General features: G+C 64.2%; 17 protein-coding genes. 4 read left to right on the forward strand and 13 right to left on the reverse strand.

The features are described from left to right. Positions 1–15: 15 nt before the first annotated feature. The 3 genes from ELEN_RS11075 to ELEN_RS11085 form a co-directional block, all read right to left on the reverse strand. Entirely contained in the window at positions 16–1,665 is a 1,650-nt protein-coding gene (locus tag ELEN_RS11075; RefSeq protein ID WP_009607775.1) for an ABC transporter substrate-binding protein, read from the reverse strand. 541 nt (positions 1,666–2,206) lie between these two features. Further along, the gene (gene ligA, locus ELEN_RS11080) at positions 2,207–4,333 is read right to left on the reverse strand and encodes an NAD-dependent DNA ligase LigA (protein ID WP_009607846.1); all 2,127 of its coding nucleotides are present in this window, start codon (positions 4,331–4,333) and stop codon (positions 2,207–2,209) included. Between the two features lie 146 nt (positions 4,334–4,479). Beyond that, positions 4,480–5,007, reverse strand: coding sequence for an HdeD family acid-resistance protein (locus ELEN_RS11085; RefSeq protein WP_009607819.1), 528 nt, complete (start codon positions 5,005–5,007; stop codon positions 4,480–4,482). Positions 5,008–5,250: 243 nt separating this feature from the next. On the opposite strand from ELEN_RS11085, the gene ELEN_RS11090 reads away from it, so the two are divergent. Continuing rightward, positions 5,251–6,129: an NAD(P)H-hydrate dehydratase gene (locus ELEN_RS11090; RefSeq protein ID WP_009607902.1), complete on the forward strand. Its 879-nt coding sequence runs from the start codon at positions 5,251–5,253 to the stop codon at positions 6,127–6,129. Between the two features lie 112 nt (positions 6,130–6,241). Here the strand turns inward: ELEN_RS11090 and ELEN_RS11095 are convergent, their stop codons facing one another. From ELEN_RS11095 to ELEN_RS11135, 9 genes are all read right to left on the reverse strand, one after another. Beyond that, a complete protein-coding gene (locus ELEN_RS11095) occupies positions 6,242–7,900 on the reverse strand; it encodes a L,D-transpeptidase family protein (RefSeq protein WP_015761007.1) in 1,659 nt (552 codons plus the stop codon). A 451-nt stretch (positions 7,901–8,351) separates the two neighbouring features. Then, positions 8,352–8,915, reverse strand: coding sequence for a holo-ACP synthase (acpS, locus tag ELEN_RS11100; protein WP_041691651.1), 564 nt, complete (start codon positions 8,913–8,915; stop codon positions 8,352–8,354). Positions 8,916–9,110: 195 nt separating this feature from the next. Beyond that, entirely contained in the window at positions 9,111–10,940 is a 1,830-nt protein-coding gene (gene glmS, locus ELEN_RS11105; protein WP_015761009.1) for a glutamine--fructose-6-phosphate transaminase (isomerizing), read from the reverse strand. Between the two features lie 110 nt (positions 10,941–11,050). Further along, on the reverse strand, positions 11,051–11,665 hold the full coding sequence (locus ELEN_RS11110; RefSeq protein WP_009607814.1) for a hypothetical protein: 615 nt from the start codon (positions 11,663–11,665) through the stop codon (positions 11,051–11,053). 121 nt (positions 11,666–11,786) lie between these two features. Next, positions 11,787–12,119 carry a helix-turn-helix domain-containing protein gene (locus ELEN_RS11115; RefSeq protein ID WP_009306392.1) on the reverse strand — a complete coding sequence of 111 codons (333 nt, stop codon included), beginning with the start codon at positions 12,117–12,119 and terminating at the stop codon, positions 11,787–11,789. A 10-nt stretch (positions 12,120–12,129) separates the two neighbouring features. Further along, complete coding sequence (locus ELEN_RS11120; protein WP_226844450.1) at positions 12,130–12,663, reverse strand: hypothetical protein; 534 nt, start codon at positions 12,661–12,663, stop codon at positions 12,130–12,132. 283 nt (positions 12,664–12,946) lie between these two features. Then, entirely contained in the window at positions 12,947–13,606 is a 660-nt protein-coding gene (locus ELEN_RS11125; RefSeq protein ID WP_015761011.1) for a TetR/AcrR family transcriptional regulator, read from the reverse strand. Positions 13,607–13,679: 73 nt separating this feature from the next. After that, positions 13,680–16,253, reverse strand: coding sequence for a YhgE/Pip domain-containing protein (locus ELEN_RS11130; RefSeq protein ID WP_015761012.1), 2,574 nt, complete (start codon positions 16,251–16,253; stop codon positions 13,680–13,682). Positions 16,254–16,256: 3 nt separating this feature from the next. Continuing rightward, positions 16,257–17,024, reverse strand: coding sequence for an ATP-binding cassette domain-containing protein (locus tag ELEN_RS11135; protein WP_015761013.1), 768 nt, complete (start codon positions 17,022–17,024; stop codon positions 16,257–16,259). Positions 17,025–17,588: 564 nt separating this feature from the next. Between ELEN_RS11135 and ELEN_RS11140 the strand changes: the two genes are divergently transcribed. From ELEN_RS11140 to ELEN_RS11145, 3 genes are all read left to right on the forward strand, one after another. Then, on the forward strand, positions 17,589–17,966 hold the full coding sequence (locus ELEN_RS11140) for a VOC family protein (RefSeq protein WP_015761014.1): 378 nt from the start codon (positions 17,589–17,591) through the stop codon (positions 17,964–17,966). Positions 17,967–18,427: 461 nt separating this feature from the next. Then, positions 18,428–18,604, forward strand: coding sequence for a type II toxin-antitoxin system HicA family toxin (locus ELEN_RS15945; RefSeq protein ID WP_009306398.1), 177 nt, complete (start codon positions 18,428–18,430; stop codon positions 18,602–18,604). 25 nt (positions 18,605–18,629) lie between these two features. Further along, complete coding sequence (locus tag ELEN_RS11145) at positions 18,630–19,109, forward strand: type II toxin-antitoxin system HicB family antitoxin (protein ID WP_009306399.1); 480 nt, start codon at positions 18,630–18,632, stop codon at positions 19,107–19,109. 101 nt (positions 19,110–19,210) lie between these two features. Here ELEN_RS11145 and ELEN_RS11150 read toward each other — a convergent pair whose 3' ends face one another. Continuing rightward, positions 19,211–21,283, reverse strand: a complete 2,073-nt coding sequence (locus tag ELEN_RS11150; protein WP_009306400.1) for an elongation factor G — start codon at positions 21,281–21,283, stop codon at positions 19,211–19,213. Between the last annotated feature and the right edge of the window lie 292 nt (positions 21,284–21,575).

Here is a 21,575-nt window from a genome sequence, read left to right on the forward strand (position 1 = left end):
TCGAGCACAATAAACTTACGCCCAGGACCACTGGTCGACGTTATTCACCAGCGACCAGCCGTGTCCGTGCGGATGAGGCTTCTGCTTCGCGATCTTGAGGTTGTCCTTCGCAAAGTACAAGTGGTCGATGTTCGCGAACCACACCCACGGCGCGTCCCCCTGCGGCGCGATGCCGGACTGGCCGTCCCACTGAGCCTTCTTCCACAGATCGAACGACTCTTCCACAGTAGGCTGGGCCAGCGCCTCGTCGAGGTACTTGTCGGTGGTTTCGCTCGTGTAGCAGGCGTAGTTGCCCGTGCCCTTGGAGTAGAACAGGTTGTAAATCTCGGTGGGCGCGTTCGTGCCCCAGCCCCACACCACCGGATCGGTAAACTGATGCGGGTACAGATCGTCCCAGCTGGCGCCCTTGATGGATACTTCGATGCCCAGCTCTTTCATCTGGTTGGTGAACTCCTCGGCGATACCTTGGCGCACGGTGTCGCCGGCCGAGTAGTACAGGTTGAACGCAGCGCGCGTGCCGTCCTTCTCGCGGATGCCGTCCGCACCGGCCGTCCAGCCGCCGTCGTCGAGCAGCTTCTTCGCCTTCTCGACATCGGTGGAGCACTTCATGTCGGGCGAGGACCACGGCATGCCGTCACCCACGCTGTAGGCCACGGTGCCGTAGCCGTTCAGCACGTTGTCGATCATCTTGTCGCGGTCGACGCCGTAGTTGATGGCTTGGCGAATGGCCAGGTCGCACGTGACATCGTTGCCGGCCGCCGCTTCGCCCTTCTCGTCGGTTTTCATGGCGCCCGCCGGAATCACCGGCAGCGAGATGCCGCGAGAGTCGACCGACGCGCAGTTCAGCAAGTCGTAGCCGCTCGGCTGCTGAGCCGCGAACGTCGCCGAGGTGTATGCAACGTCGACCTGTCCGGACTTCGCCGCCGCAAGCGAGGCGTCCTCTTCCATGAACACTACCACGACGCGCTGGATGTTCGGCGCCTCGCCGTAGTAGTCGGGGTTCGCCTTGAGGATGACCTGCTGGCCTTTGTCCCACTGCTCCAGCATGTAGCGCCCCGAGCCGATGGGGTTGTCGCCGTACGTGTCGCCGTAGGCGTGCTCGGGCACGATGCCCACCACGGCCAGCGTGTACAGCAGCGCGTTGAACGGCTTCTCCATGTGCACGACGACGGTGGCGTCGTCGGTGGCCACGGCCTCTTTCACCATGGACATGTCGCACTCGGATGCTTCCGAGTTCAAGATGCCGTTGATGGTGAAGGCCACGTCGCGCGCTGTGAGCGGGGTGCCGTCGGTGAACTTCACGTCGTCGCGGACGGTGAACGTCCAGGTCATGCCGTCTTCGGACGCTTCGTAGGACGTGGCGAGGTCGTTCTTGAAGTTGAGGTCCGCATCGGTGGTGATCAGCGTGGACTGGATCAGCGGCTCGTGAACGTGCTCGCCGCAGCCCCACGACACCATCGGGTCGAAGCCGGCGGCCGGCTCGGATCCGGTGGTCATCGAGACGATAACCTGCGAAGAGGCCTTGTCGGCCGCACCTTCCGTCGCGCCTTCGGCCGGCTTCTCGGCCTCGCCGCTCGCGCAGCTTGCCAGCAGCCCGCCCAACGACAGCGTCGCCGCCGTCGCACCCGTCAGTTTCGCGAAATCGCGTCGCGTGAGTGTTGCCATGCTTCCGTTCCCTTCCCTCAACGCCTCGGCGCCTTGAATCCGCCATAGGTGTTACGTATTCGAATTGCGTAACACACTATACCAGAGGGGGCTCCTTTCGAATGTTACGAATTTCATTTCCGTAACTCCCCCGGGCGAACGGCAGACGAAGAAGGGCGAACGCAAGCCAAACGTACGAATGCTTCACGTGAAACATCGACGGATTCCTTCTGCCGACATCCGACAAGGGAGCCGATGGCAAGAAAGCATCGAATTCGGAAGACGGGGCGCAGCCCGCTATCACGACGCGAAACGATTTTCCTCATAATGCCTGGTCGCAACAACGCCTCCTCCTGCCAGAACGATCCGAGACCTTGCGGTAAACGTTCTTTCTTCCGAATTCGATGACTTTTTGCCTTTTCGAAAGCAAAAGGATGCATGGGGGTCATCCGCAGGACATCGGATCCGTCGGAGACGGATCCTCGTCGAGCCTCATGTATCAAGCGGAGCATCCGAGCAATGCTCCCCGTGAAACATCGGGGCGCGACGGAGCCCGGGCGTCCTACTCCGGAGCCTCGCCGGTTTCGAGGATGCGCAGCAGGGCAGCTTCGTCCAGCACGGGGACGCTGAGGGCGACGGCCTTGTCGTACTTGCTTCCGGCGGCCTCGCCGGCCACGACGAAGCTCGTCTTCTTCGACACGCTGCCGCTCACCTTCGCGCCGCGCGCCTTGAGCACAGCGCCCGCCTCGTCGCGGGTCATCCCGCTTTCCACGAGCGAGCCCGTCAGCACGAACGTGAGCCCCGCCAGCGTCTGCGGCAGCTGCTCGCCCGCGTCCGCGGCCTCGTCCGCAAGCGCCACGCCGTGCGAGCGTAAGCGCTCGATGACGGCGGCGTTGTCGGGCGTGCGCAGGAACAAATACGCGCTGCGCGCGATCTTCGGGCCCACGCCGTCGATGACGGCAAGATCCTCTTCCGAGGCCTCCATCAGCGCCTCGATGGACGGGTACGCCGCCGCCAGCAGCTCGGCGATGGTCTTGCCCACGTGGCGGATGCCCAGCCCGAACAGCGCGCGGGCGAACGGACGCGTGCGGCTCTCGTCGATGGCCGCCACCAGCTTCTTCGCCACGGTGGACCCCAGGCGGATGGGCTCGCCGTCCTTGTTCACACGGCCCATGTCCAGAAGCGACAGCTCCACCTCGTCCAGCGTGTAGTAGTCGGCCACGTCGCTCAAACGGCCGCTCTCCACCAGGCGCGACACGATCTCCTCGCCCATGCCGTCGATGTCCATGGCGCCGCGGCTGGCCCAATGCAGCAAACGCTCCAGCGCTTGGGCCGGGCAGTCGATGGAGATGCAGCGGAAGTCCACCTCGCCCTCCTCGCGGATAACGGGCGAACCGCACGACGGGCACGTGCGCGGCATCTCCCACTGTACGGCATCGGCGGGGCGCAGCGCCAGCACCGGCCCCAGCACCTCGGGGATCACATCGCCGGCCTTGCGCACGATGACGGTGTCGCCCACGCGCACGTCCTTGCGCTGCACCTCGTCTTCGTTGTGCAGCGTCGCGCGCGCCACGGTGGAGCCGGCGACCACCACGGGATCGAGCTCGGCCACGGGCGTCAGCTTGCCGGTGCGTCCCACCTGCACGGTGATATCGCGCAACAGCGTGGTCTTCTCCTCGGGCGGGAACTTGAACGCGACGGCCCAGCGCGGCGCCCGGGCCGTGTAGCCCATCGACTCCTGCTGCGCGAACGAGTTCACCTTCACCACCACGCCGTCGATCTCGTAGGGCAGGTCCTCGCGCCGCGCCACGGCGCGCTCGCAGAACGCGTGCACCTCCTCGCGAGTCTGGCACAGCTCGACGTCGGGGTTCACGTGGAAGCCAGCCTCGCGCAGCCACGCCAAAAGCTCCCACTGGCCCTCTGCGTTCAGGGCGCGCTCGTCGGCCACCGCGTAGATGAAGGTGGACAGGTCGCGGTTCGCCGTGATAGACGGGTCCTTCTGGCGCAGGCTGCCGGCGGCGGCGTTGCGCGGGTTCGCGAACGCCTGCTTGCCGTTCTCGACGGCTGCGACGTTCAGCGCGTCGAAGCTGGACTTCGGCATGTACACCTCGCCGCGCAGCTCCACCGGCGCGTCCGCGTCGCGCAAGCCGCCCAGCGCGCCCTGGCGCAGGCGCAGCGGCACGTCCTTCACCGTGCGCATGTTGGCGGTGACGTCCTCGCCCGTGGTGCCGTCGCCGCGCGTTGCGGCGCGCATCAGGCGGCCGTCCTCGTACGTGAGCGCGATGGACGAGCCGTCGATCTTGAGCTCGCACACCACGGGCACCATGCGCCCGAACGCCTCCGTCACACGCTCGATCCACGCGTCCAGCTCGTCCAGGTCCATGGCGTTGTCCAGCGAGTACATGCGCCGGGCATGGCGCACGGGAGCGAACTGCTCGCCCACGTAGCCGCCCACGCGCTGCGTGGGGCTGGACGGGTCGATCAGCTCGGGATGCGCGGCCTCCAGCTCGCGCAGCTCGCGCATGAGCGAGTCGAACGCGGCGTCGGATATCTCGGGCGCGTCGTTGGCGTAGTACAGGTAGCTGTGATGCTCGATCTCGCGCCGAAGCGCGTCGATGCGCGCCGCCGGATCGTTGGTCGCTTCCGCAAGCGCCTGCTCGTCGAGCAAAGTCTGCTGTTCGTCTGCCATATTCGCCACCGTTTCGTGCAATCGGGAAGAAGGCCCCGAAACGATCGGGGCCTTCGCCTGTTTTCTTCGGAATTCTACCACGAGCCGCGAAACGCTGCGCGCTCGGCTCGGGGTTTCAGCAAACGCTCCACGGTAGCGCGCTTGCGCTACGCCGCCATGGCTTTGCCGGCGTTCCAGCCGTAGAAGATGAGCGACGCGCCGCGCATTAGGATGAACACCGACAGGAACACGCCCAGCATGGCCGGAGCGATGAAGAACGTCAGACCGCACAGCGCCCCGACGATGCCCGAGAACAGCATCCAACCCCACATCGACACGCCCATGTTGCGCACTTTGAACGCGCCGACGACCTCGAACACGCCGAACACGATGAAGAACGCGCCGATGAACCACGCCAGCGCGCCGGCCGACACCAGCGGGTTCACCAAAAACAGGATGCCCAGCACGATGTCGAGCGCGCCGTAGGCCAGCGCCCAGCCCGACAGGTCCATGGCCCGGCGGAAGCGGAAGTAGTTGACGATGTCGAAGATGCCCGACACCAGAAACGCCGCGCCGGCGATCACCGTGATGGTGACCAGCGCCAAGCCCGGCGCGAAAAGGAAGAACATGCTGCAGATGACGAGCAGGACGCCCGCGATGACGAGGCCCCAGTCGTGCTTGTTGGTCGTATCCATGAGATTGCTCCTTGGTCGCGGCGACCGCGCCGCGCAACACGTCCGAAAACCGGTGCGGCGCCTTGGTTGTTTACCGCCATTCTAGCGCAGCGGCACGTCCGAACCCCCAGTTCGCGCAACCGTTTACGTACGGTTACGGGCGAATTCGACGCGTTGTCGCCGATTCGACCCGCAGTCGCGCTCAGGCGCGATACGCGGTAGAATGCGAGCACGCGGTTCCTCGGAAGACAGGGCGGTACGACCATGCAGAACGTTCGAGAATACAGCAACGACGAGCTGGTGGCCCTCGTGCCGCTGCCGGCCGACGACGCGAACAAGTACTCGCGCGGCACGCTGGCCGCCATCGTGGGCAGCGAGCGCTATCCGGGCGCAGCGTGCCTGGCGGCCTACGCCGGCCAGCGCATGGGCGCCGGCTACACCGAGGTGTTCACCAGTCCGTCGGCCGTCCCGCTCGTGCAAGGCTTTCGGCCCTCGCTCGTGGTGCGCCCGCGCGCGGCTCTCAAGGCGAACCTTCCGGCCGCGAAGCCCGGCAAACCGCGCGCCTACCTCGTCGGCTGCGGCTTCGACGCAGAAGACGTCGAAGCCGAGAAGCTCGTTCACTTCGTGCTGAAGCACGCCGACGCGCCCGTGCTGGTGGACGGCACCGGCCTGGACGCGCTCGTCTCCGCAAAAGGGCGACGCTTGCTGAGGCGGCGCTTCCTCAACGGGAACCCCACCGTGGTCACGCCGCACGCCGGAGAGGCGGCGCGCCTCGCACGCCCCTTCGACCTGCCTGTCGACGATCCCTGCGCGCTCGCCGAGGCGCTGTCGCTCGCCTATGGCGTGATCGCCGTGGTGAAAGGGCCCGTCACGTACCTCTCCGACGGCGAGCAGACGGTGCGCATGGCGCACGGCACTCCGGCGTTGGCGAAGGCGGGCACGGGAGATGTGCTGGCCGGCATGACGGCCGCGCTGCTGGCGCAGGGGCTCGACCCCTTCGAGGCGTCCGTGCTGGGCGCCGAGCTGCACGCCCGCGCCGGGTTGGCCGCCGCGGCGCGCTGGTCGACCATCGCTGCGACGGCGGAAGACGTCGTCGCCTGCATCCCCGACGCCATCGCCGAGCTCGTGAGCGCGTCGTCCTGAGCGAGCAGGAAGCGTGCCAAATCCCCCGTCCCTTCGACACGGTCCTGAGTGTGTCAAAGGGACGGGGGATTTGGCACGGTCAGGATCACGGCGAGATCCGCGGCGGCCGATCCTACCAGTGGCTGACCACGACGTCGCCCACTTTGATAAGGTCGTACAGCTCCACCGCCTTCTCCGGCGGCAGGTTCACGCAGCCGTGGCTGCCGTAGCCCGACTTGTACCGCGAGTCGCCGAACGCGGGCTGCCAATCGGCATCATGAAACCCGATGTAGTTGTCTACGAACGGCATCCAGGCCTTCACCTCGGTCTGGTATTCCGGCTCGCCCGTCTCGGGCTTCATCTGGCCGATCAGCTTCGACGGGCTCTCCTTGCCGTTGATTACGTAGACGCCCTCGGGGGTGTCGTGCTCGCCGTCCGGCGTGCCGGTGACCACGTCGGACTCCCACGCGAGCGAGCCTTCGTCGTCGTAGAAGCGCGCGTGCTGCTCCGTCAGATCGACGTCGACGTAGCGCTTGCCCCAATCGCGTCCGTGCAGCCCGTCGTAGGCGCCCGCCTCCTGTTCGCAAGGGATGGCCATGTCGCCGGTCTGCGCGGAACCCACGCCGTTCGTCACCGCCTCTTGCAGCTTGCCCTTGTCGATGATCCAGCCGTATACGCCGCCTGACACGGTCACCTCCTTGCCGTCGGCGCGCGTGAACGTGCGACGCGCCTGGTAGGTGTTGCACGCCGAAGCCAGATCCTGCACCCAGGCTGCCACCAGCGCCTCGTCGACGCCCACCGTCACGTCGTCGTGCAAGCGCACCCAACCGGCGATGGCATCGGCATTCACCTGCGCCACGGGCGTATCGCCCAGCTTCAGCGAGAAATCGGCTTTCAACAGGTTGTTCGCCTCATCGGCCGCCTTCGCCAGACGCTCATCGTCGGACAGCAGCGTGGGCTGCTGCAACGCATCCTCGGACAGCGTCGCGCTCGACCCCATCGCAGCGACGGCCGCGTTCACCGTCTCGGCCACCTTATCGGCATCGAGCGCAGTGCCGACGGTCTCGGCGCGCACGACGAACCGAGAGCCGCCGCTGTCGTAGTCGAGCCCGGCGTTGCGCGGCGCTTCGGCCTGCTCGTTGAACGCCTCGACGGCCTTCCGCACGGCTTCGTCCAGCTTGCCGTTCGAAGTGACCAGCTTGTCGGTTTCGTCGTGCACGGTGAATACCTCGACCGGCCAGGCCCACGGGCTGGCATCGGCGTGCATGGCATCCGTCACGCTGCTGCTGTTGACGGCCGTGCCCATGTCGGACGAGGCGAGCGTCAGCGAGAACCCCTCGCCCGACACGCTCAGCTGGTAGCTTTTCGCCACGTCGGTCAACAGATCCTGAACCTCGGCGGTGGTTTTCAACGACACGTCCTTGCCCATGATCGTGGTGTTGGGCATGAAGCGGTCCATGAACACGAGCGCGCCCGCCAGGTAGACGATCGCGATCACGGCGACGAGCGCGCCGCCCGCAATGAGCCCGGTCTTCTTCGCGAACGGAGGCTTCCGGTTCGACGACCCTTGTCGGCCGCCGTCCGCCGACTCCGGGCGCCCGCCGCGAACCGGCCCCGGTCGGCCGCCCCGCGACGCGGGCACGAACGACACGTAGCTTTCCGGCGCGCCGTCGGCCAAGGGAGGGTCGATCGAGTCGATGCGCCGCGTTCGCTGCGGTGCCGGGCGCGGCGCTGGCTGCGGCGCCGGTTGCTGCGCTTCGTGCTTGCCGCGCGTTTCGTGTTCTGGCGTCAACGTGCGCCTCCTCGCTTGCCAATGGCTCGTTCGAACCAAACTAGAAGGTTCGCCGATGGAATTCAATCCTTTCACTCAACAAAATAAAGAATCGGTTCAGACGCTCGACGAAGGGAGCGGCGAGACGAGACCGAGAGCGACATGTGCGCTTTTTCACCTAGCGTCGGCCGCCGTGCGGCTGGACGAGCTTGTCCGTATGCTCTAGCAGCGAACGCGAGGCGGGATGGCAGAGATCGCGCGCTATGCACGATTCTAGAAGCTTGTTGTCAGAGACAAAAAAGGGAAAGCCCAGGTCGAAGTACATGGCGCTGACGAAAAATCATGCATAGCGTTGAATCTCTTCCATGCAGGGGAAGGACGAGGCACCTCGACGAGGAGGGCTCACCCGTGCGACCCGCGAATGCAGGCGCGCCGCGCGAACTCTCGAAACGGCGCGCCTCGCGCGGGACGATCAGTTTGCCGGATCCTCGGAGGCCTTCTTCGGCGCGTCCATCTCGTCCAGCAGGCTACGAGCTTCCTTGAACTGCTTCGCCAGCTCCTCCATAGGGTTCACGCGCTCCTCTTGGGCGCGGACCGACTCCTCCGTGATGGCGAGCGCGCAGGCCACGGCGTCGGTGTGCGTGTACGAAAGCGACAGCGGCAGCTCGCGCACGCTCTGCTCGTCGGCTACCTCCTTAGCGCGCCCATGCAGCACCACGAAGGGGCGACCCTTCGCGTTGCGGCGCACTTCCACGTCGTGGTTGGCGATGCCGCGCGAGAACCCGGTGCCCAGCGCCTTCAGCACGGCCTCCTTCGCGGCGAAGCGCGTAGCGTAATGCACCTCGGGGTTCGCCGTGGACTCGCAGTAGGAGCGTTCCTCCTCGGAGAACACCTTCTCGCGAAAGCTGGGCGTGCGCTCCAAGATGCGGCGCATGCGGGCAATTTCCACGATGTCCACGCCAAGTCCCACCGCGCCCTCGACGCCCTCGAACGCCGCCGAAGCCGCCTCGGTCACGCTCTTCTCGTTCTCACTCACAACAATCCCCAATCACACATGTTCCAAAAAAAGGGTTTTAAAGACTCAGCATCCAACCTGGCGATTCGCCGTTAGAAGACCGGCGACTGCGGAGCGAATCCGCACGGTGGCGCTCACCAAGCGAGTTCCGCAGCGCAGCGAGGACTGTCTGAGCGACTGAGCGCCGCCGTGCGGATTCGCGGTCCCACAGGTTCGCTACTCCACCGTCACCGACTTCGCCAGGTTGCGGGGCTGGTCCACGTCGCAGCCGCGCTCGACGGCGATGGCGCGCGCGAACAGCTGCAGCGGCACGCTGGCCGTGATGGCGCTGAACGCGTCGCGCACCTTCGGGATGTAGATGACATGGTCGGCATGGTGTCGAATGTCTTCATCCCCCTCGGTGGCGATGGCCACCACCATGGCGCCGCGCGCCTTCGCCTCCTGCAGGTTCGACACCAGCTTGTCGTACACGGGGCTCTTCGTGGCCACCGCGATGACCGGGAAGCCCTCGTCGATGAGCGCGATGGGGCCGTGCTTCATCTCGCCGGCCGGATAGGCCTCGGCGTGCAGGTAGCTGATCTCCTTGAGCTTGAGCGCGCCCTCGTAGCTGATGGCGGCGCCCATGCCGCGGCCCACGAACAGCGCGCTCGACGCGTCCTTGCACGCGCGCGCCGCCTCATTGATGGACGAGGAATCGGCCAGGATGCGCTCCACCTGCTCGGCCGTGTCGGCCAGCTCGTGGAACAGCAGGCGCACCTGGTTCGTCTTGAGCTTGCCCTTCACCTGGGCAAGCAGCATGGCGAGCAGCGTGAGCGACACCACCTGGCCCAGGAACGACTTGGTGGAGGCCACCGCGATCTCCTTGTTGGCCTTCGTGTAGATGACGCCGTCGCTCTCGCGCGCCACGGGCGAGCCCACCACGTTCGTGATGCCGAACACCTTCGCGCCCTTTACGCGCGCGTCGCGGATGGCGGCCAGCGTGTCGGCCGTCTCGCCCGACTGCGACACGGCCACCACCAGGGTGGACGGCGTGATGATGGGGTTACGGTAGCGGAATTCGCTGGCCACCTCCACTTCCGTGGGGATGCGCGCCCAACCCTCGATGAGGTTCTTCGCGATGAGGCCCGCATGATACGACGTGCCGCAGGCGATGACGTACACGCGGTCGATAAGGTTGAGCTCCTCCAGCGTGAGGTCCAGCTCGTCGATGGACAGCGCGCCGTTCACCAGGCGCCCCGCCAGCGTGTCGCGGATCACGCGCGGCTGCTCGTGGATCTCCTTCAACATGAAGTCGGGGTAGCCGCCCTTCTCGGCCACATCGAGATCCCAGTCGACGTGCGTCACCTCGGGCTCGTACGCCTCGCCGCGCACGTTGTAGAACGTGACGGCATTCGGCGTGAGCTTCGCCATATCGCCGTCGGCGAGCACCACCACGTCGCGCGTGTCGTCGATCATGGCGATGATATCGGAGGCCACGTGCGCGCCGTCCTCGGCCAGCCCCACCACGAGCGGCGAGTCCTTGCGCGCGGCCACGAGGGTGCCGGGCTCCTGGTCGCTGATAGCCGCAATGGCATAGGCGCCGATCAGGCGGTCGGCAGCCTCGCGCACGGCCTGCAAGAGGTCGTTGCTTTCGCGCAGGTTCTCCTCCACGAGGTGCGCGATGACCTCGGTGTCGGTCTGGCTCGTGAACGTATGGCCGCGGCCTTCCAGCTCTTCGCGCAGCTCGGCGAAGTTCTCGATGATGCCGTTATGCACGACGGCTACGCTGCCGTCGCAGGAGGTATGCGGATGCGCGTTCGCCTCGCTGGGGCGGCCATGCGTGGCCCAGCGCGTGTGGCCGATGCCGCAGGTGCCGGTCAGCTCGAGGGGCTCGACGAGCTGCGCGAGGCCGCTCACCTTCCCCTTGCAGTGCACGACTTCCAGCTTGCCGTCCTGCTCGACGGCGATGCCGGCAGAGTCATAGCCGCGGTATTCGAGTCGCGACAGACCTTCGATCAGGATGTCCTTGACGGGGCGCGTTCCGGTGTATCCGACGATTCCGCACATGATTAGCTCCTTTGTGCTCGGGTTCGCCGATAGTGTAGCGCACCGATTCCGCATGCGCGAATGCATGTCGGCCGAAGTCGCGCATCCGCTCAATAAACGCATCTTTCTCGTCAACGACGGAATCGGCGGCGCATGTTCGACAAGCCGGCCTCCGCGTCCTTCGACCCCTTGGCCAGTTTCGCAAGGACGAGCAGGAGATTGAGCGGGTACATCAGAACGAGGATTTTCCAAACAAGCCCCGTCCCAACCGTGCAGACCAGCCCGAACGTCGTCGATGATACGATCAAAGCCGAAAGCGCCGCCATAGCCTCCGAACCCGGCGACGCGGCCGATTTCGATCGGAAACGAGCCGTCGCATACCAGAACAGGCACGCGAGCATGCCGGCGCCCACGAACGTGCGCCCAGCCGTCGACACCGTTTCCATGCGAGACGAATCCGTCAGACACGCCGCGCACAGCAGCCCGAACGCCCCAGCGACGATCGTTGCCGTCTCCATGCGCCCGCTGGCCGCCATCCGCTCGCGATCGACAGGCAGAGCCGCCAGGAAGTAAGCGTTCAGCAGTGCGCAAACGAAAGGGTAAGCCGCCAGGGACGCCAAGATCCATGTAGCGAAGAACAGGTCGAAAGACCACTCGGCAAGCCAGCTTCCCTGGATGGCGCACAGGGGCACGGCGGCCAAGAAGCTCGCCGCCACCGAGAAGGACACGACCCCTTCGTCGACCATGCGAAAAAACAGTGAGAGACGAGCCGTGATTCCTCCTTCATTCAAGAATGACAGCCTGGAATGGTATCAGTATTTTTATCGTTTGATGATAAGAAGCCGGCACTTCCGGCGAACGGAACCCTTACTCTCCCCCGAGATCCAAATCAATCTCGTACACGCGCTCGGGGGCGGTCCGCCTCAAGCCCGCCTTGACGCGGGCCTCCCCCGTTTTACGACGCTCTTCGACTAGACGATCGAACTCCTCATCGGTGACGATCTTCAGGATATCGCCCGGCTGGCAATCCAGCTCGAGACAGATTTCCATGAGGGTGTCCATCCTGATGCCGCGCATCTTCGCCTGGCGTATCCTGGACACGTTCACGGTCGTGTGCCCGGTGGCGCGCACGAGGTCCTTGCTGCTTTTGCCCTTCTCGAGCAGCACCGCTTCCAATTCGACTATCAGGTGCTTCGCCATATTCAAGCCCCTACAGGTAATCATCCGAATCGGCCTGCAGCAAAGCCCCGTACTTCCAAACGGAAGAGAGCGAGAAGCAAACGACAGCCCCAACGACGGATTTGACGTCGAGATGGATCGTTGGATATCGCCTAACTTGATCGGAAACAAGACCGATGTCGGCATTTCCAACGTGAATCATTTCAATAAAGTCCGGCGAAATGAAAAGATTCAGGGCAAACGACACGACGAACATCCAAGCGATGATTTTGATGTGCCTAGCATGCGAAAAAGTGAAAGGGGATCGCCCTCGAGAAACATCTTTGGCAACGCCTCTCATGACCAAAAGCATGACGCCGTAAACGACGCTCATAAGCATAGATGATACAAATTGGAACACTACATACGGATCAGGCGCTGTCGCTGTGGAAATATAGCTTAAGACCTCAAGGATGATAAGCACCGCTGATGAAGCGCACAACGCAACGAACAGAACTAAGAACAGTACGCTCAACCTCGAACCGAGCGCCCGCATCTTCGAAAGCGAGTCTTCAATTCTACGCATTGGCTTCATCACGCAACCGCACCAACTCTCTACATAGCAGGCTTCTTCACAGGCAAAGACTGCATTCCGATATCGAAGCAAATAAAACCTATCCCTATGCTATGGCAAATACCCAACGTAGACCCTTCGCTGTAGAACAACATATTCATTTCTCCTTTCAAATGTTGACTATTCCGATCCATATTCACATTCTACGATATGAATCGACACGAAGTACAGGGCAACAAAAAATTCGGCATCGCGAACGATGCCGAATTCCGAACCGCTTATGCTCTCGCTACGCCTACTCCAACACCCCTGGGGAGGCGTTGGCGTGTCGGACGAAATCGACGATACGCGCGATGAAACCGTCTTTGCCTCCGATCGCCTGTGCCCCTGCGCGCTGGTGAGACGGCGCGCCCAGCAACGGGCTCTCGTCGCCGATGTAGTACAGCGTGGTGGTCAGCACCATGCCGATCAGCGCCACGGCCTCGAACGCTGGATCGATCTCGGACCGGATGAAGCCCTCCCTCTGACCGCGCGCCAGCTGACCCTCCAACACGTCCAACAAGCGCCCCTCGTAGTCGCGCATGGACCTCGACCACACGCGACCCTCGCGCCACAGCTCGGACACGAAGAAGCGCCCGAACGCCTTGTTCTCGAAAATGCTCGTGGCGAACAGCTCCACCATGCCGGTAAGCGCCTCGGGCGCGGTGGGAGCCTCCGCAGCGATGCGCTCGAAGCCCTCGATGAGCCCGCCGATCCCCTCTTCCAGGATGCTCTCGGCCATGACGGCCTTGCTTTTGAAGTGATAATACGCCACGCCCTTCGATACGCCGGCCGCATCGACTATCTCGTCGACCGTGGCCGCCGAGTACCCCTTCTCGCCGATCACCGCCAACGCCGCTTCGAGCAGCTGCTTGCGCGTCGCGCACGCTTTCTCGGTTCGCTTCGTTCCCATCATCGCATCACCCCCGCGGCCCGGCGTCCGTCGCCGGGCCGTTCGTCTGTCATTCCCCAGTGTAGCAGGTCGGAAACTAGCCGAGCTGCAGCACCGGATGCAAGTCCTCCATACGCACCGTGCGCTTGCGATACGCCACAAGACACGTCAGCGCGAAGCACGCAGCCCCGATTGCGAACAACACGAAGCAGTCGAAGCCCACGATGCCGTAATCCAATCCCGTCATGATCTGGCGCATGCCCTGCACCACGTACGTCATGGGCATGTACGGGTTGATAACCTGGAAGAAGTCGGGCGTCGTCTGGATGGGGAACGTGCCCGCGCAAGCCGTCAGCTGCAGCATAAGCAGGATGATGGCGACGAACTTACCGGGGAACCCGAACGCCGCCATGAGCATCTGCATGATGGCCGCGAACACGAGAGCCGTGAGGTAGCCCATAGCGTAGAACGCGGGAACGTTGTCGATTTGCAGCTGCAGGCCGAATTGAAGCACCACCATGAGCAGCGTGGCCTGGATGAGCGAGAAGAACGCCACCGGCAGGTAGTTCGAGAACGCCACCGTGACCGGATTCGCGCCCGACATGATGAGGCGGCTGTTGAGCGGCTTGAACACGAACCCTGCCACAAGACCGCCTACCCACAGACCCAACGCCATGAAGTACGGGGCGAATCCGGTTCCGTAGTTCTTCACGGTGGTGTAGTACTCGTTCGCAAGCTCGACGGGATCGCTCATCACCTCGGACTTGCCGTCGATGTTCGTCGTCTGCTCGGCGGCGGTCTTCGCGCCGTCTGCGAGGGCGGTGGACAACTCGCCGGAGCCGTCCACTGCGTCGGTCAGACCCGAAGCGAGCGTACCGCCGCCCTCCTCCAACTGCACGGCGCCGGAAGCGATCTGCGCAGAACCGTCCTTGGCGCTTTGCGTGCCGGAAACCAGCTGACCCGCACCGTTCTTGGCTGCTTGGACGCCATCGACAAGCTGCGCCGCTCCGTCGTCGAGCTGGTTCGCACCCGACACCGCCGAGGACGCGCCGTCGTTCACCTGCGAGGCGCCGGACGCCACCTTCGAGGAGCCGGCTACAAGCGAGGACATGTTGGCGTTCACCTCGTTGGCGCCGGCGTCGATGCGACCGATGCCGGCGACGAGCTCGGGAGCCGCCTGGGCGAGCTGGCTCGCGCCGGCGGAAAGATCCTGGAGGTCGGAGGATTTCGACACGAGGGAATCGCGCATCTGCACGAGACCGCCGTTGACGGCTTGCGCTCCCGCCAGAAGCGTCGGCGCGTTGTCGGCGATCTTCTGTGCGCCGGGTGCAAGCAGGGTGTCGGTCGAGTACTTCGCCTGCCCCAGTCCTTCGACGACACCCGTTTGCCCCCCGGCTCCGTCCAGGTACGCCCGCGCCGTCCCGATAGCTTTGAGAAGCGCTTCCTTATCGACGGGGCTCATATCGCTTGCCATGATCGCTGCTTTATCCACGCCCGCCAGAGACGAGCTTGCCGCGGAAGCTCCCGCCTGCAAGTTGCCGAGGGAGCCCGACAGTGTTTCTATGCCGGCCGCCAATGCGGGCGCGCCCGTCTGCTCGTTCGCCAAGCTTTCCAGTCCGCCGACGAGGGCGGTCGATCCCCCTACGAGCGTTTTGGAGTCGCTTTCCGACCCGAGCGAAGAAACCAGATCGCCCATGCTGCCCACTAAGGATTGCACGCCGTCGTTCAGCTTCCCCGCCTGGACATCGAGTCCTGCAGTCTCGTTTGCCAGCTCGCTTGCGCCGGCGGCGACCTTGCTGGTGCCGTCGGACTGCAGCCTGCCGGCGCCGTCTGCGACGCCGCTCGCGCCGGAGGCGACCTGGCCGGCACCGTCCTTCAGCTGGTTCGCACCCGCTACGAGGGATTGCGTTCCGTTTTTCAGCGCGAACGTGCCGCCGGACAAGGTGCCCAAGCCGCCGTCGAGCGACGATGCGCCGGAGACGAGGCTGCCCAGGCCGGTGTCCAGCGTCAGCGCGCCGTCCTTGAGCGTGCCGAGATTCGACGTGATGGCAACGCTTCCGTCATGTGCGGTGATCAGGCCGTTCTTCAAATCGTCCGCACCGTCGGCGGCCTTCTGGATGTCCTTGCCCGAATCGGCCACGCGCCCGAGCACGGTCGTCCAGTACTCGGCGGCCACCGTGTCGCTCACCCGCGTGCGCACTTCCTTCCACACCGTCTCGCCGATCTGGGACGCCAACATGTTCTCGCTCTGGTTGTAGTCGATCTTCAACTGAGCCTTCTCGGGTGCGGAACCGTCGACCGAGGCGATGCTCTCGGAGAAGTCGGCCGGAATCGTGCACGTCATGAAGTACTCGCCGTCCTCGAGGCCCTTCCGCGCCTCGTCGGCAGACACGAAGTGCCAGCCCAGGCCGTCGTCGGTATCCTTGAGCTGCTGCACCACATCGTCGCCGAGGTTGCGCTGCTCGGCGGCGATCACCGCGCCCCTGTCCTCGTTCACCACGGCCACGGGCACCGTGTTCAGGCGCGCGTACGGATCCTGGAACGCCGCCAGATACAGCGCGCCGTACAGAAGCGGCATGATGGCGATGGCGGCGATGACCACCCACATGATCTTCGATGCCGTGATGTTCTTCCATTCGAGGCCGGCGAACCTGAGTCCCTTGAACGCCATGAGCTACTCACCATCCTTCGACAGATACACCGTCGCGTCGGCCATGGCGGCCAGATCGCGCTCCACCACGCCCACGACGACGGCGACGTTTCGCGTGCGCGCCGCGTCCAGCAGCAGATCGACGAGAGCCTCCGACTGCGACATGGTCAGCTGGCTCTCCACGTCGTCCACCACCACGGCATCGGGCTCGCCCACGAACGCCAGCGCGATGCCCAGCTGCGCCAGCTTCTGCGACGTGAGGTCCTTCACGCGCACGTTCGCCACGTCGCCCAGCTGCCACTGCCGCAGGTAGTCCGTAACCGCCTCGCGGCGCGGCTTACGACCGTACAGCTCGAACTCGGCTCCCAGCGCATATGCCGCCGTCAAGCTGTCCTGAAGGTCGTTCAACCCGCTGAACAACCCCAGGCCCACGTGCCGCTCCGCCTTCGAGCGCTGGCGCGGCAGCTCGAATTCGCCCACGTTCAACGTTCCCTCCGTCTGCTTCATGCGGCCCGCCAGCGTGAGCAGAAGCGCCGTCTTTCCGCTGCCGTTGCGCCCGCGCACGGCAACCAGCTCCCCTTTGTGCACGTCAACGTCCACTTCGCGGTACGCGTATCCTGCGTACGTCTTCAACCCCAACCCGCGTGCGCTGATGTACGGTGCGCCGGCGAATGTGGCGCCCTCGCGCACGAACGTGCCCGATTCCGGACGCATCTGAAGCGCGTCCGCCCCCTTCGACGGCGGCTTCGCTCCATCCACCCACGGCTCGATGGTAGCCGGCTTCTCCTGCATGCCCATCACGTCCTTCGCGTCGTTCGTCAGCCTTCATTTTTTGACTGACTAGTTAGTTTTTCAAACGGAGTATAGCACCGTCGCGGACAGGTGCAAGGTCTCGCACCGCAAATGCGCAAATGTCCAGGGCTCGCGCAAGGTCGACCTTCCGCAGCGCGCCATGACGCCGAAAACGTCCCCGCATGGAGCGAACAAGGCGGTTTGGCAATCATATCGAAAAGGTAGGATACAGAGAGAAGCTGCCCCATCTGGTAAAACGTCAAGCAAACTGTTCCCACGCCCGCAGACGGACGCGATGGGATGTTTCCGAAATTACCAAACCGAGCCGTTTTTACCTACAGCTCTCGATTTCGCCGTCCCCCTCCCGACAGGTGCGTTCGCAGCACTCCCGCAATCGATCCTCGCTAACGCTTCGCGTAAAGTATTCTGGCATCGCCAAGCCTTCTCCTCGTTCTCCTTTAGCGGTTCCGTCGCAAAGCCGTCACGATGCCGTTATCTCGGGTATACTTCCAGCGAACGAACCGCGCGCGGATGCGCGCAATTTCGCGCAGAAACGGAGCTGCCATGAAAGCGAAGATGATCCATCGCTGCATCCACGTCCTCGACCTGGACGCGTCGCTCGCGTTCTACGAACGCGCGCTGGGCCTGGCCGTTCAGAGGCGCATGGGGCCCGACGACGGATCGTGGGAAAACGTGTTCCTCGGCAACGAAAAGACCGATTTCCAGGTGGAGCTCACGTGGAACCGCGGCCGCACCGAGCCTTACGACAACGGCGGACGCGACACGCACCTGGCCTTCGAGGTGGACGACATGGACGCCGCGCGCGCCTTGCACGAGGAGATGGGCTGCGTGTGCTTCGTGAACGAGCGCATGGGCATCTACTTCATCGAGGATCCCGACGGCTGCTGGCTGGAAATCCTCCCGGCAGATCGCGCGGAGTAGCCTCCCGCACCCTTCTCGCAACATCGAGGCATCCAGCCTCCCCATTCCCCACAATCCTCATGACAACGGGCGGCATCCGCGCAAGGCGGGTGCCGCCCGCGCGTTTGAAACTCGCTGGAATCTTCGGCAACGCACGGGTAAACCGCGTTGGAAACGGTTGCACGAAACGTGGAAACCGCGCTGGAAACGCGTGGCAGTTGCGCTGGATTCGAAGGTGCTCCGCGCTGGACGCACGCCATCGAAACGTAAGACCGGGTCGTTATCATGGAAGCACGGGAAATTGCAGCGGCGCCGCCATCGGCGAGACAGGGAACGGCCATGGTTCGGCGCCGCTGCAAACCGTACGAAACGCGACGGGCGGAAAGCATCCAACTCGGCCGCCCGTCGCATGAAACCCTTACGCACCGCACGAGCTTGCTAAAATATAAATAGTATTGACAATAAAAGGGATCGGGGATAGGATGGTCAAGCGAAGAGAGGTCGTCAGATTTTTCCAGCACAACGGCTTCAAGAACGAAGGCGGCACGAATCACGACAAGTTCAGGCATCCCGACGGCAGAAGAACCGTTATCGAGCGACATAGCGAGATTTCAAACCAGCAATTTGAAGTCATGAAAAAACAGGCCGGACTCAAATAGCCCACCCCCTCCGAAGGAGACGAACATGAAGCACGTGTACGAGTTTGAAGTGTTCCTCGATGAGGGCCGCTACACCGTCTGGCCCTTCGATTTCGAGTGCGGCGGCACGTCGGGCGCCACGTTTCGCGAAGCGTGCGAGATGGCGGTCGATTGGCTGAAAACCGTCGTTGAGGATTACGCGATGCACGACGAGGCAACTCCCGAGCCCACCTTCGACAACGAGCCGCGCTACGGCGGACGGATCATCACCGTCGCCATCGACGCCGGCCTGGAAACCATCCCCCGCATGACGGCTGCCGAAGCCGCGCGCGCCTTGGGCGTGTCCCCCTCGCGCGTCAGCCACATGATCCGCGACGGCCTCCTCGAGTCGTTCAAGTACGGGCACAACACCTGGGTGACGGGCTACAGCGTGGAGGCCCGCCTGCGCGAGCGCCCTCGCGCAGGCCGTCCGAAGCGCAAGCCCGCCGCCAGCGCGGAAGACCGGCCGCAGGCGCTCGAAGCCTAGCCGGCCCGTCCCTCGCACCCCACCCCCGAAACCGAGGAGGGAGCCGCACCGCGGCTCCCTCCTCCACTCTCAAACCCTCGACGGATCATGTCGCAAGCGCGCTAGTTCCCCGCAGCGCGCGCAGCCTGGTAGGCTTCCACCAGCTTCTTCGTCACGTCGGCCGGTGCCGGCTCGTAGCCTTCCAGCTCGATGGAGTACGACCCCGAGCCGCGCGTGATGGCCCGCAGGTCCTTCGTGTACGTGACCACCTCGGCGTAAGGCACGCGCACCATGATGACCGTCTCGCCCGCGTCGTTCGAGTCGGTGCCCACGATGCGGCCGCGGCGCGTGGAGATGTCGCCCATCACCGCGCCGGCGTACTCCTCGCCCACCGTCACGTCGAGGTTCGCCATGGGCTCCAGCAAAATGGGGTCGGCCTTCTCGCACGCGGCACGGAAGCCGATGCGCGCGGCTGTCTTGAACGCCATCTCGTTGGAGTCGACGGAGTGGTACGAGCCGTCGTACACCGCACACTTGATGTCTTCCATAGGATATCCGGCCAAGAAACCCTCGCGCATGGCATCCTGCACGCCCTTGTCGATGGCCGGCAGGTAGCCGCGGGGAATCTTGCCGCCCACTATCTCGTCGACGAACTCGTAGCCCGCTCCCGGATTCGGCTCGATGCGCAGCCAGCAATCGCCGAACTGCCCCGCGCCGCCCGTCTGCTTCTTGTGACGACCCTGCGCCTCGGCCGTCTTGCGGATGGTCTCGCGATACGGAATGCGCACGGGGATGAGCTTCGCCTCCACGCCCGTCTGCTCCTTGAGTCGGGCGATCAGCGTCTCGATCTGCGCCTCGCCCATGGCCGTGATCACCGTCTGGTGCGTCTCTTCGCTACGGTTGATGATCAGCGTGGGGTCGTTCTCGGCCGCGCGAGCCAGAAACGTTCCCAGCTTGTCCTCGTCCTTCTTGTTCGCCGCCTCGATGGCCACCGGGTACTGAGGGACGGGCAGCGGCAAGGGGTCGATGGCCACGTCGCCCGACTTCGACATCGTGTCGCCGGCACGCGTATCGGTGAGCTTCGGCACCACGATGATGTCGCCGGCCTTCGCGCTCTTCACGTCGGTGGCCTCCTTGCCCATCATCACGTAGAGGTGGCCCAGCCGGTCCTTCTTGCCTGTGCGCGCGTTGATCAGCTCCATGCCCGGTTCCAGCACGCCCGAGATGACCTTGAGGAAGCTCAAGCGGCCTACGAACGGGTCGGACACCGTCTTGAAGATGAACGCGGCGGGCTCGCCCGTCTCGTCGACGAACGTCTCCTCGCCGTTGGCCAGACGGAAGCGCCCGTGATGGCGAGGATGCGGGAAGTAGGTGGCGATGTCCTCCATGACGCCCTGGATGCCCTGCTCGATGATCGTGGAGCCCACGAACACGGGAATGAACAGCTCCTGCGCGATGGCCTTGTCCAACAGCTGCTCGAGCTCGTCTTGGGTGAGCTGCTCCTCGCCGTCCAGGTACTTCATCATGAGATCGTCGTCGGCCTCGACCACGAGGTCGCACAGCTTGTCGCGCGCGGCTTGGGCGGCATCGGCGTACTCGGGCGGAATCTCCTCGATGCGCTCCTTCTCGCTGCCGGCATCGAAATAGCGCGCCTTCATGCGGATGATGTCGATGACGCCCTCGAAGTCCTTGTCGACGCCGATAGGAATGGTCACCGGCCCCAGACGCGAACCGAAGCGCGCATGCAGCAGCGCCATGGCCGTGTCGAAGTCGGCGTTCTCGCGGTCGATATGGTTGATGAACACGGCGCGCGACAGACGCATGTCCTCCGCCTCGCGCCACAGCTTGGTGGTCATGACCTGCGGGCCTGCCACGGCGTCCACCACGAACAGTGCCATCTCGGCCGCTTGCATGGTGGCCAGCGTGTCGCCGATGAAGTCGGGGTGTCCGGACGTATCAAGCAGGTTGATCTTGTAGTCCTTGTACGGAATGGGGGCAATGGAGGTGCCGATGGTGAATTTGCGCCGGATCTCCTCATCGTCGTAGTCGAGGTAGGATTTCCCGTCGTGCGTCGTGCCCATGCGGGGCGTACGGCCGGAGACGTGCAGCATCGCTTCGGCGAGCGATGTCTTGCCGGCGCCGTCTTGGCCCACCAGCACAATGTTTCGCACGTGTTCGGTAGCAGGAGCTGCCATGTTGACCACCAACTTTCCTGTTGCGTGGCCCACGCCGTTGTCGTTTCTGCCAAGGCGCGAACCACAGTCGAGCCTAACCTACGAACTTCAAACGCGATCTTGAAACCTTGACCCATAGTGTATCGCAAAACAGCCGCTTTCGGCGTCCACAACGACGGAATTAGGCGGGCTCGGATCACGCTCCCGATGCCCCTCGCATCCATCTTTGAAGAAGCCGCGAGCAACACGTTACCGAACGGTGACGAACTCGTAGCCGCGGGCGCGCCGCACGACATGCGGTTCGCGCAGCCCG

This window comes from Eggerthella lenta DSM 2243 (assembly GCF_000024265.1).
GTDB classification, from domain to species: domain Bacteria; phylum Actinomycetota; class Coriobacteriia; order Coriobacteriales; family Eggerthellaceae; genus Eggerthella; species Eggerthella lenta.

Coding starts and splice junctions, on each gene's coding strand:
- ELEN_RS11145 (WP_009306399.1), top strand. CDS start 18,630: ATGAAGCACGTGTACGAGTTTGAAGTGTTCCTCGATGAGGGCCGCTAC.
- ELEN_RS11075 (WP_009607775.1), bottom strand. CDS start 1,665: ATGGCAACACTCACGCGACGCGATTTCGCGAAACTGACGGGTGCGACG.
- ELEN_RS11150 (WP_009306400.1), bottom strand. CDS start 21,283: ATGGCAGCTCCTGCTACCGAACACGTGCGAAACATTGTGCTGGTGGGC.
- ligA (WP_009607846.1), bottom strand. CDS start 4,333: ATGGCAGACGAACAGCAGACTTTGCTCGACGAGCAGGCGCTTGCGGAA.
- glmS (WP_015761009.1), bottom strand. CDS start 10,940: ATGTGCGGAATCGTCGGATACACCGGAACGCGCCCCGTCAAGGACATC.
- ELEN_RS11090 (WP_009607902.1), top strand. CDS start 5,251: ATGCAGAACGTTCGAGAATACAGCAACGACGAGCTGGTGGCCCTCGTG.
- ELEN_RS11140 (WP_015761014.1), top strand. CDS start 17,589: ATGAAAGCGAAGATGATCCATCGCTGCATCCACGTCCTCGACCTGGAC.
- ELEN_RS11120 (WP_226844450.1), bottom strand. CDS start 12,663: ATGCGTAGAATTGAAGACTCGCTTTCGAAGATGCGGGCGCTCGGTTCG.
- ELEN_RS11115 (WP_009306392.1), bottom strand. CDS start 12,119: ATGGCGAAGCACCTGATAGTCGAATTGGAAGCGGTGCTGCTCGAGAAG.
- ELEN_RS11130 (WP_015761012.1), bottom strand. CDS start 16,253: ATGGCGTTCAAGGGACTCAGGTTCGCCGGCCTCGAATGGAAGAACATC.
- ELEN_RS11125 (WP_015761011.1), bottom strand. CDS start 13,606: ATGATGGGAACGAAGCGAACCGAGAAAGCGTGCGCGACGCGCAAGCAG.
- ELEN_RS15945 (WP_009306398.1), top strand. CDS start 18,428: ATGGTCAAGCGAAGAGAGGTCGTCAGATTTTTCCAGCACAACGGCTTC.
- ELEN_RS11110 (WP_009607814.1), bottom strand. CDS start 11,665: ATGGTCGACGAAGGGGTCGTGTCCTTCTCGGTGGCGGCGAGCTTCTTG.
- ELEN_RS11085 (WP_009607819.1), bottom strand. CDS start 5,007: ATGGATACGACCAACAAGCACGACTGGGGCCTCGTCATCGCGGGCGTC.
- ELEN_RS11135 (WP_015761013.1), bottom strand. CDS start 17,024: ATGCAGGAGAAGCCGGCTACCATCGAGCCGTGGGTGGATGGAGCGAAG.